The organism is Thermogutta sp. (genome assembly GCF_014359955.1).
GTDB lineage: Bacteria > Planctomycetota > Planctomycetia > Pirellulales > Thermoguttaceae > Thermogutta.
Map to the genome: position 1 here is coordinate 1 of NZ_JACIYL010000110.1, position 8,617 is coordinate 8,617.

General features: G+C 58.5%; 7 protein-coding genes. 2 read left to right on the plus strand and 5 right to left on the minus strand.

Translation table 11 applies throughout. From position 1 onward, the window contains the following. The 5 genes from H5U08_RS05340 to H5U08_RS05360 form a co-directional block, all read right to left on the minus strand. A partial coding sequence (locus H5U08_RS05340) for a glycosyltransferase (protein ID WP_297031016.1) occupies window positions 1–602 on the minus strand: 602 nt, incomplete at its 3' end. A 142-nt stretch (window positions 603–744) separates the two neighbouring features. Further along, window positions 745–1,611 (minus strand): tRNA pseudouridine(38-40) synthase TruA, encoded by an 867-nt coding sequence (truA, locus tag H5U08_RS05345; RefSeq protein WP_297031018.1) that lies wholly within the window; start codon window positions 1,609–1,611, stop codon window positions 745–747. 76 nt (window positions 1,612–1,687) lie between these two features. After that, complete coding sequence (locus H5U08_RS05350) at window positions 1,688–2,698, minus strand: aspartate-semialdehyde dehydrogenase (protein WP_297031020.1); 1,011 nt, start codon at window positions 2,696–2,698, stop codon at window positions 1,688–1,690. A 626-nt stretch (window positions 2,699–3,324) separates the two neighbouring features. Beyond that, entirely contained in the window at window positions 3,325–4,134 is an 810-nt protein-coding gene (locus H5U08_RS05355; protein WP_297031021.1) for a TIGR03000 domain-containing protein, read from the minus strand. Window positions 4,135–4,435: 301 nt separating this feature from the next. Continuing rightward, window positions 4,436–5,722 carry a protein-L-isoaspartate(D-aspartate) O-methyltransferase gene (locus tag H5U08_RS05360; protein WP_297031022.1) on the minus strand — a complete coding sequence of 429 codons (1,287 nt, stop codon included), beginning with the start codon at window positions 5,720–5,722 and terminating at the stop codon, window positions 4,436–4,438. 320 nt (window positions 5,723–6,042) lie between these two features. Here H5U08_RS05360 and H5U08_RS05365 point away from each other — a divergent pair, with 320 nt between their 5' ends. Together H5U08_RS05365 and H5U08_RS05370 are read left to right on the plus strand one after the other, a co-directional pair. Then, window positions 6,043–7,845, plus strand: coding sequence for a TIGR03960 family B12-binding radical SAM protein (locus H5U08_RS05365; protein WP_297031024.1), 1,803 nt, complete (start codon window positions 6,043–6,045; stop codon window positions 7,843–7,845). Between the two features lie 311 nt (window positions 7,846–8,156). After that, on the plus strand, window positions 8,157–8,617 hold a 461-nt coding region (locus H5U08_RS05370), incomplete at its 3' end, for an HAD-IIB family hydrolase (protein WP_297031026.1).

The following is an 8,617-nucleotide window of genomic DNA, read 5'->3' on the forward strand; positions in this document are numbered from 1 at the left end:
TAACCAAGTTTTTCTCGCATCGTTTGGCGATGCTGGCGAGCCTGGAGAAATGGTTTGACTTCCATCCCGCTGTAGATCGTCACGAATTTTTCACGGGGGGCAACTCCCGCGGTGACAAGCAGTTCGGTCATGGCATCGGCAACACTGATCAGGCGGTGGCACCTCCGGGCCGCCCACCGCTCGCACGCTGCGATGAAAAGCCGTGCCAGTCGCGGTTGATAAGGATGGAAGGGAGCCCCATGCACGGTATGGACAATCGCGGGGACCTGCTGCCTCCACGCGGCCGCCCGACCCAGTATGCCCGCTTTGGCACTGTGGGTGTGGAGAACGTCCGGGCGAAATTCGCGGATGATGCGAGAGAGGGCCCAGAATGCCGGAATGTCATGAACAGGATTAATGGCTCGACGCAATGAGCGCACAACGACGGTGGGGACTTCCCCTCCCCTTGCCCGCTCGAGAAGGCTTCCTTCCGGCCCGAGCGGCGGCCCCGTGACCAGTAACACATCGTCCCCGTACATGCGGATGAGATCTTCGCACGTTAAAAGGGTGTTTTCCTGGGCCCCGCCGAGAATCAACCGCGTGATGATGTGGAGGATGCGCACTGGGTCTTCAAAACAGAGCGTTATGGAATGCGGACTGACTCAAGCTCTCACCTTTATCCTTACTTCTATTGTGATCATGCAGCCCAGAAAACGCGATTGGTGAGAAGGGAACGTTTGCCCGTGCTCGGGCGAGTTGACAGGATCAATCGCACGGTGCAGAGGTCCGCACCTGCGCCGCAAAAAGTTCCCAGGGATCAGGACTCGACGGAGCCGGTGCATCGGAGTACGAAACGCCAACAAGGAAAAGCCCGCTGCCAGGGGCGGTAGGTCCGGCCAGCCGGCGATCCTTGCGAAGCAGGACCTGGTGTATCCAGGCCGGGGCGTATGACCCTCGACCGACTTCCACCAGACTTCCTGTAATGTTCCGAACCATGTTGTAGAGGAATCCGTTGGCTTCAATCTCGATGGTGATGAGGCTGGGGAGCGCAGGATGGCGGCGGGCGAGGGAAATCTCGTACACGGTTCTGACGCTTGTTTTCCGTTTTGCTCCGCTTGTCTCAAATGCGGAAAAATCGTGTTCTCCCACCAGATAGGAAGCCGCGACCGCCATGGCCTGCTCATCCAGGGGTTTTCCAAAAAACCATACATATTGGCGAAGGAAGACCGGCTTGAGCGGCGAGTCCCAGATAAGGTAGCGATAACGCTTACGGCGTGCGTCGCGAATCGGATGAAAAGCGAGGGGAGCCTCTTCCACTGAGAGGACAACGATGTCCGGCGGCAGGAGAGCGTTGAGCGCCCGCTGGATGACCGCACAGCTCAGCCGGCTTTTTGTGCGGAAGGCAGCCACCTGCCCCAGGGCGTGAACGCCCACGTCCGTGCGACCGCTCGCCAGCACCCGGGTCGGGGCGCCGGTCAGTTGCTGGAGAGCCTCTTCCAGAACGCCCTGAATCGTCTTTCCCTGGGGTTGTTTCTGCCAGCCCAGATAGTGCGAGCCATCATAGGCAAGGGTGAGCTTGATGCATCGTAAAGCGTCGTCCACACCCTGCACTGTGCCGGCTTGTTGCACCACGTGACTCCGTCAATCCACTCTCGACTGCAAGCCCGTTACGACAGGGAGCCGTTGTCGCCTCCCTCACCCATGGCTGTCAGTTCGGTTTGCCGCGGATCAGCAGCTCCACAATTTGCACGGCGTTGGTGGCCGCGCCTTTGCGGAGATTATCGCTCACACACCAGAAGACCAACCCGTTCGGGGAGCTCAAATCTTCACGAATCCGTCCCACAAAGACTTCGTCCCGTCCGGTGCAGTCCATTGGCATGGGGTATTTTTTGTTGGGCAAATCGTCCACCACGACGATCCCTGGAAAGCTGGCAAAGAGTTCCCGCGCCTTGTCTACCGTGATCTTCTTCTCTGTTTCCACGAGAATGGTTTCACTGTGGGAGTTGGCGACCGGTACCCGAACACACGTGGCGCAGATTTGGATGCTCTCATCCTCCATAATCTTGCGGGTTTCCAGGACCATCTTCATTTCTTCCGAAGTGTATCCTGCGTGTTTGGGAGAGCCGATCTGGGGGATGAGATTGAACGCAAGGGGATAAGCAAACGTCGTGTACTGATAGGGGCGATTTTCCAGGTAGGCTCGAGTGCCCTCGATAAGATCTGTTGTCCCCCCTACCCCGGCGCCGCTTGCCGCCTGGTACGTGCTGACGACCACACGCTTCACACGGCCGTAGTCGTGAAGTGGCTTGAGCGCGACGACCATCTGCGTGGTCGAACAGTTGGGGCTTGCAATAATCCCTTTGTGGCGGAACGCCGCGTGCGGGTTGACTTCGGGGATGACCAGCGGTACGTCGGGATCCATTCGCCAGGCGGCACTTTCGTCCACCACCACGCAACCACGCTTGACGGCTTCCGGGATGAATTCTCGCGCCACTTCATCAGGTGTGCTGCTGACGGCCAGATCCACACCGTCGAAGGCCTCTGGCCGGAGTTCCTCGATCGGGTACTCCTGACCACGGAATGTGAGCGTCTTCCCCACCGAGCGCTTGGACGCGAGAAACTTGATCTTTTCAAATTGAAGTGCGCTTTTTTCCAGCAACTCGACCATAATTCGGCCAACAGCGCCGGTGGCACCTACGACGGCCAGCGAACGAAACATGGATCCTCCTCTTCTGCAAAAAATGGTTGCCGTGTCTTGGCGTCTCTTGGTTCACCAATGTCCCTGCTTGCACCTGACACCGAAAGCGGGGTGCGTGTTCGCTCGCTCCTTGTGGTATGAGTCAGGGCCTTGCAGGCTCTCCCGGTGTTTGCGAGGGACACAACCTCCGCACCCCAAGCAGGTGCTTCTGGATGGCGTTGTCACTTCGAGGATTGCGTCCGCAAAACCTCTCTATTTTATGCCAAGCTTTGATGACTATGGAGGTGGGGAACAATTGATATATCCCACTTTTGCTTTGTCAATAGGAACCCCAAGACCCACACGGGCTTGTGTGGGAGCAGAATTTTTCCAGTGGAACCTGCTGGTTGCCAGGTGCACATTCCAGCGTTTGGATGATCCTGTTCATCAGCCGCACGCCAACGCCTGGGTTCAGTTGCTGGTTGAAACGGTCGGGACAATTCATGAATTACCCCGACGAGACCTTGCGCCTCCGGCATCTTGTGGTTTTTAAAAAAGTGGGGATGATCGAGGGGGAACAAAGCAAAAAGGCACCAGATGTTTCTGGTGCCTTGGAAAATTTGGGGCGTATTTGGACTGGCAACGGTCCAGGTAAGTTCAGTTAGGCATTACAGGCGGTCGCCGCTGGTGATTCCCGCCAGGTTCTCAGACGGGAATTGGAAGGAGAACGCCACGCCTTTTTTGGCCCCCGCTGTGAGAATCACTTCGCGAGTTTCCTCGTAAACTTTACCATCACGCTCCACCTGGGCCGTGATCGTGTACTTGTATTGAAGTCCCTCAGCAAGACCGTAGGAGACATACTCGCGGCGGGTTCCAGTGCTTTTTGTCACCATCCCGTTGATGATGACTTTGGCCTCGGCGGGGACATAGACGGTAATGAGGCCGCTGTCCGCACGGCTGGGAGCGGGGCTTGCCAGCGGCACGGAGTAACTCGTCGGGTTAATCGCTGATGGCGACATCGGAGGTTCAACGGGGGACGCTCCCGGGGCAGGACTTGGAGTGGCCGGACCCGGTTGAGGTGATGGAGCCGGATGCGGCGCCGGCTGAGGTGCTGGCGTTGGACTGGGGGGTGCGGTCAAAACGGGAGCCTCGCAGTCGCAAGGAGCGGTACCACAGACTGCACACGCCCCACCCACCACTGGATACCAGCGATAGGGACCCAAAAGGAGTCGGCGGATCGGTCCGCGACGAAGTCCGAGAACCCATTCCACATCACAACACGGATCGACACAGACATCGCACGGTGGGCACAGGTCATAGGTGCTCCAGCACGGCGTCCACGCACTGACCACCGCCAGCGGGCCAGGATACCAGACTCGGGGGCCACAGCATCCCCAACACGCTTGCGCCGTATTGGGTACAACCGAGAACGCCAGAATCACTGTCCCCAGCAACGCACTCGCACTGATCCGTGACATTTCCAGGGTTCCTTTCATGAAAGTAACCGCTCACCGCAGATGTGAACCTCTCGATCCAAATCACGAAGCACACCGTCAGGCCGACGACGCCTCGCACTCTCTCTAAGGTAGTCTGGAAGGCTTGCAGAATTCAAGCAGGCCGCGCAAAATTTGCTGGCCGAGACCGCCGCGGGACCGTGTGGACTGCTCTCGCCTTTTTAGCAGTCGGCCTGCGGTGCGAGCGGGTGGCCCGCGCGTCCTTCTTTGTTTCGGAGAGAGTTGCGCGGGGGCTTTGGGTGTTTTGGGAACAGCGGTGTAACCGTTACTTCTGGCGAGTAACCAGCGGGCGGAGTTCCAGTGCGTCGAAAGCCACTGTTCCGACGGCTCCTGTCATCCCGATCGCAAGAATGGCCTCCCGAGCTTCTGGGGGCACGGGGATGCGGTGGCTTTCCTTTCGCCACGGGAAACTTCCCAAAAACGGACCGATCGCCTTTTCTCCCACCGGTGCCCTATTTTCTCCAAAAAACGTGATCACCACCCCTGCCGATTCCTGCAAACTTCGTCCAGGACGTACATTTTCCCCACGTACCCAGAACGTGAGCCCGAGCTCCCGGATTTCGCGACCATCCACAGCAAACCCCTGAAGGGCGCGGGCAGGTCGGCCCGGCTGCTGATTGCGGAAGGCGATGTACGCCTGACCTGAGGGCGCGTCCCCTCCCCTGCGAACCTCGAATTCTTTGCAGTAATACCAGCCCGGTGGGGACTCGAGTTCGTCCAGCTCCTCCTCAAAATCTCCATTGACGAGTCGGGGATTTGCAGGATCGGGCTGGATCTGGCGCTGTGCTTCGGCCTGGCCCGTCATCGGCACGAAGAGTGTTGGCTGGAGCGCTTCCTTGACGAGTTTTCCATTCTCCTTCCGCAGCAGATAGAGGATCTGCTGATAGCGTTCCCCCACGGGAATGATCATCTTTCCGCCCTCTTTAAGCTGTTCGATCAACGGCTGAGGGATGTTTTCGGGAGAACAGGTCACGATGATTTTGTCGAAGGGAGCGTGTTCCGGCCAGCCCAGGTAGCCGTCTCCGGCTTTCACGAACACGTTGGAATAGCCGAGTCTTTTGAGTGTCGCAGCCGCCCGCTGTGCCAAGGGTTCGACGATCTCGATCGTGTACACTTCTTTCACGAGTCCGCTCAGGATAGCGGCCTGATAGCCGCTACCGGTGCCGATTTCGAGGACGCGATCCGTCGGTTGGGGATCGAGTTTCTCCGTCATAAAGGCTACGACATAGGGTGGCGAAATTGTCTGTCCGTAACCGATGGGCAGGGCCATGTCCATATAAGCCAGGCGCCGCTGGTCAGGGGGAACAAACTCGTGTCGAGGCACGCGAAGCATGGCCTCAATGACGCGGGGATTCGTGATTCCACCGCCGATGATGTCCCGTTTGACCATTTCCTGACGAAGACGATCGAAAAGGAGCGTTCCGCGAGGTCCCCCCTGCCCTGCCCGCACATCAATAGCGTGACCTGTCAGGACGGTCACAATCGCCAGGCAGAGGGTCAAAAGACCAAGGGCATTGCCCCTCATCGACCACCACCGGGTATGACTTGGCACTGGAAACATTCCACCCATTCCGATTCTGGTTGACCACCGTTTTTTGAACCCGCGGTCACCTCCTTGACCAGACAAAAACTTCGTGCAGGGATCACTTTCAGTGTACACACGCAATCGCTGGAGGTACCAGCGACGTGCCGCGAGGTCTCCACGTGCGGCGGCGTCCGCTGGGGCTGAGCCGATTGGACTTGTTTCTGTTCGCCTTGTTTTATTGCGGCACATCCTAACAATGAAAGAGTAGCCTACAACTCGAGGAGGGGATCCGCGGAGGTGGTGCCTCCGCGTGAGGACTTTTCGAACGCAGAGATGAGGGGATGTCCATGGCAATAAACCAGGAACTGAAAAATCTTGTGGTCCAGAGGATTCTGCCCAATGTCCAAACCCCCGCTCAGTATCTGGGGGGCGAATTGAACGCTGTGGTCAAAGATCACCGGACAGTCCGCGGTAGGGTGTGCCTGTGCCTGCCGGATATGTATTCCATTGGGATGAGCCATCACGGTCTCCAGGTTCTCTACGATGCGATGAACCGACGGAGCGATTGGGCGTGCGAGAGGGTTTTCGCTCCGGCGCGGGATATGGAGCAGAAATTACGTGAACTGGGCGTGCCTCTTTATTCGCTGGAAACGTTCACGGCGCTTTCACATTTTGACGTCGTGGGGTTTTCGCTCCAGTATGAACTGTCCTACACCAATGTTCTGACAGTGCTCGATCTGGGTGGCATTCCGATCCGCGCCGAGGACCGCGACCTGGAGGATCCTCTGATCATTGCGGGAGGACCATGCGCCCAGAACCCCGAGCCCATGAGTATGTTCATCGACCTCTTCGTCGTCGGAGATGGGGAGGAGAGTCTGCCCGCCGTGTGCGATGCCTGGCTGGAAGCCCGGTCCACAGCACGTTCCCGTGAGGAAGCCCTCTTGCTTTTAGCGCGGCAGTTTCCGTGGGCCTATGTTCCGCGTCTTTATCGCCGAGAAGTGCAATCGGCAACAGGGCTTGGGGCTGTCTTTCCCCGTGAGGAGGCCGTGCCAGGGATGATTGTCCCCGCCATCCTGACGCAATTTGCGGAGTACCCACTGCCCCGGGCCCCCATAGTGCCCTATGTGGAGGTCGTTCAGGACCGTATTTCTTTGGAAATTATGCGTGGCTGCCCATGGCGGTGCCGGTTCTGCCAAAGCACCACGATCAAACGCCCCCTGCGTTACAGACCCGTGGAGAAACTGGTCGAGGCCGCGTGGGAAGCGTACCGCAATACCGGCACCGGTGAGATCGCGCTGCTGTCGCTCTCATCCAGCGACTATCCCCTCTTCGATCAGCTTGTCCGCGCGCTCAAAAAGGTGTTCGACTCCTTACGCGTGACGATTTCCGTGCCCAGCCTCCGGGTGAACGAACAATTGCGGGTTGTTACCGAGCTTCTGTCGCCGGAAAGGCATTCGGGCTTGACCCTGGCGCCGGAGGTGGCCCTCGATGACATGCGCCAACAGATCGGCAAACCGATCCGAAACGAGGACCTTATTGAGGGGTGTAAACGGGCATTTCAGAAGGGGTTTCAGCGGGTAAAATTGTACTTCTTGTGTGGCCTGCCGGGAGAGCGGGAGGCCGATCTGGCGGGGATTGTGGACCTCGCGGAGGAGATTTCCCGACTCGGTCGGTCGTATTTGGGCCGCCCCGCCACCGTTGTCGCCAATGTATCGAATTTCGTCCCCAAGCCGCACACTCCCTATCAGTGGCAGGCGATGCAGCGTCGCGAATATTTCGCAGCTGCCCACCAGTTCTTGCGCCGCCGATGTCGCATGCGGAGCGTGGAGATCAAATGCCACGCGATCGAGAGCAGTCTGGTGGAAGGGATGTTGACGCGGGGAGATTGGCGGATGGGCGAAGCGATCGAGCTGGCCTGGCGAAGGGGAGCCCGATTTGACGGCTGGACGGACCAGTTTAACCCCCAAATTTGGTGGGAGACATTTCACGACCTGGACCTTTCCCCGGACCTATACATCCACCGATCTTGGGACACCGAAGCCCTACTGCCGTGGGACCACATCGCGATCCGGCAGGGGCGCTCTTATCTGGAACGGGAACATCAGCGGTCCACGGCGCAGCTCGTCCAGCTGGCCGGCACGCAAGCGTGAGTACCGGCAAGACCCGCTACCACTTCCGTCGCGGCTTTTTCCCGAAGCGGGTCCACGGGTACCCGGCCACGCTACGCTGATCATTCTGGTGTAGTTTTTCAAACAGCGCGGTAAGATGGAGTTTATGGAATCGCGCTCGCCATAAGGGCTTGGCCGACTCCCGGTCAGCGACCCCCGCTGTGTTTGGGACACTCCAGCTTCGGCCCGGCGTATTCTCTGGGCGAGGACGTGCACGTCCCAAATGCAATCTTGCGCGATGGGATAGGGCAGAGCCGAGAAGGTTTTGCGTGGCACAAACATGAGGCAAGGCGGTGACAGCGAAGTTTCGATTGCTGGCGATTGACATTGATGGAACGCTCGTCAACAGCACGGACGATGTGACCGAGCGGACCAGACAGGCCATTCAAGCGGCCATGGGCGCGGGGATAATCGTGGTCCTGGCTTCCGGGCGGCGCTACAGCCGGGTTGTCCCGATTGCCCAGGAGCTCGAACTTTCGACCCCGGTTGTAACCTCCAGTGGGGCGCTGATCAAGGAGACCCGAAACCACACGACGTTATGGCGGGCGGATTTCTCAGCCGGGCTTCTTCGCCGGGTGGCCCAGGTCGTCCGCGAGTCGGGTTTTCCCCTGGCGTTTTTGGGTGACACCTTCACCAACGGCTTCGATTATTACGTGGATGCCCTTGGACCTACAAATGAGTACATGGAGCGCTATCTTGAGCTCAATCTTGGGTGTCATCGTTTTTGGAACGACTTCCAAAACCAACCACCGCC

Bases quoted from the DNA above. Each gene is read 5' to 3' on its own strand.
- H5U08_RS05350 (WP_297031020.1), bottom strand. From the start codon at position 2,698: ATGTTTCGTTCGCTGGCCGTCGTAGGTGCCACCGGCGCTGTTGGCCGA.
- H5U08_RS05355 (WP_297031021.1), bottom strand. From the start codon at position 4,134: ATGTCACGGATCAGTGCGAGTGCGTTGCTGGGGACAGTGATTCTGGCG.
- H5U08_RS05365 (WP_297031024.1), top strand. From the start codon at position 6,043: ATGGCAATAAACCAGGAACTGAAAAATCTTGTGGTCCAGAGGATTCTG.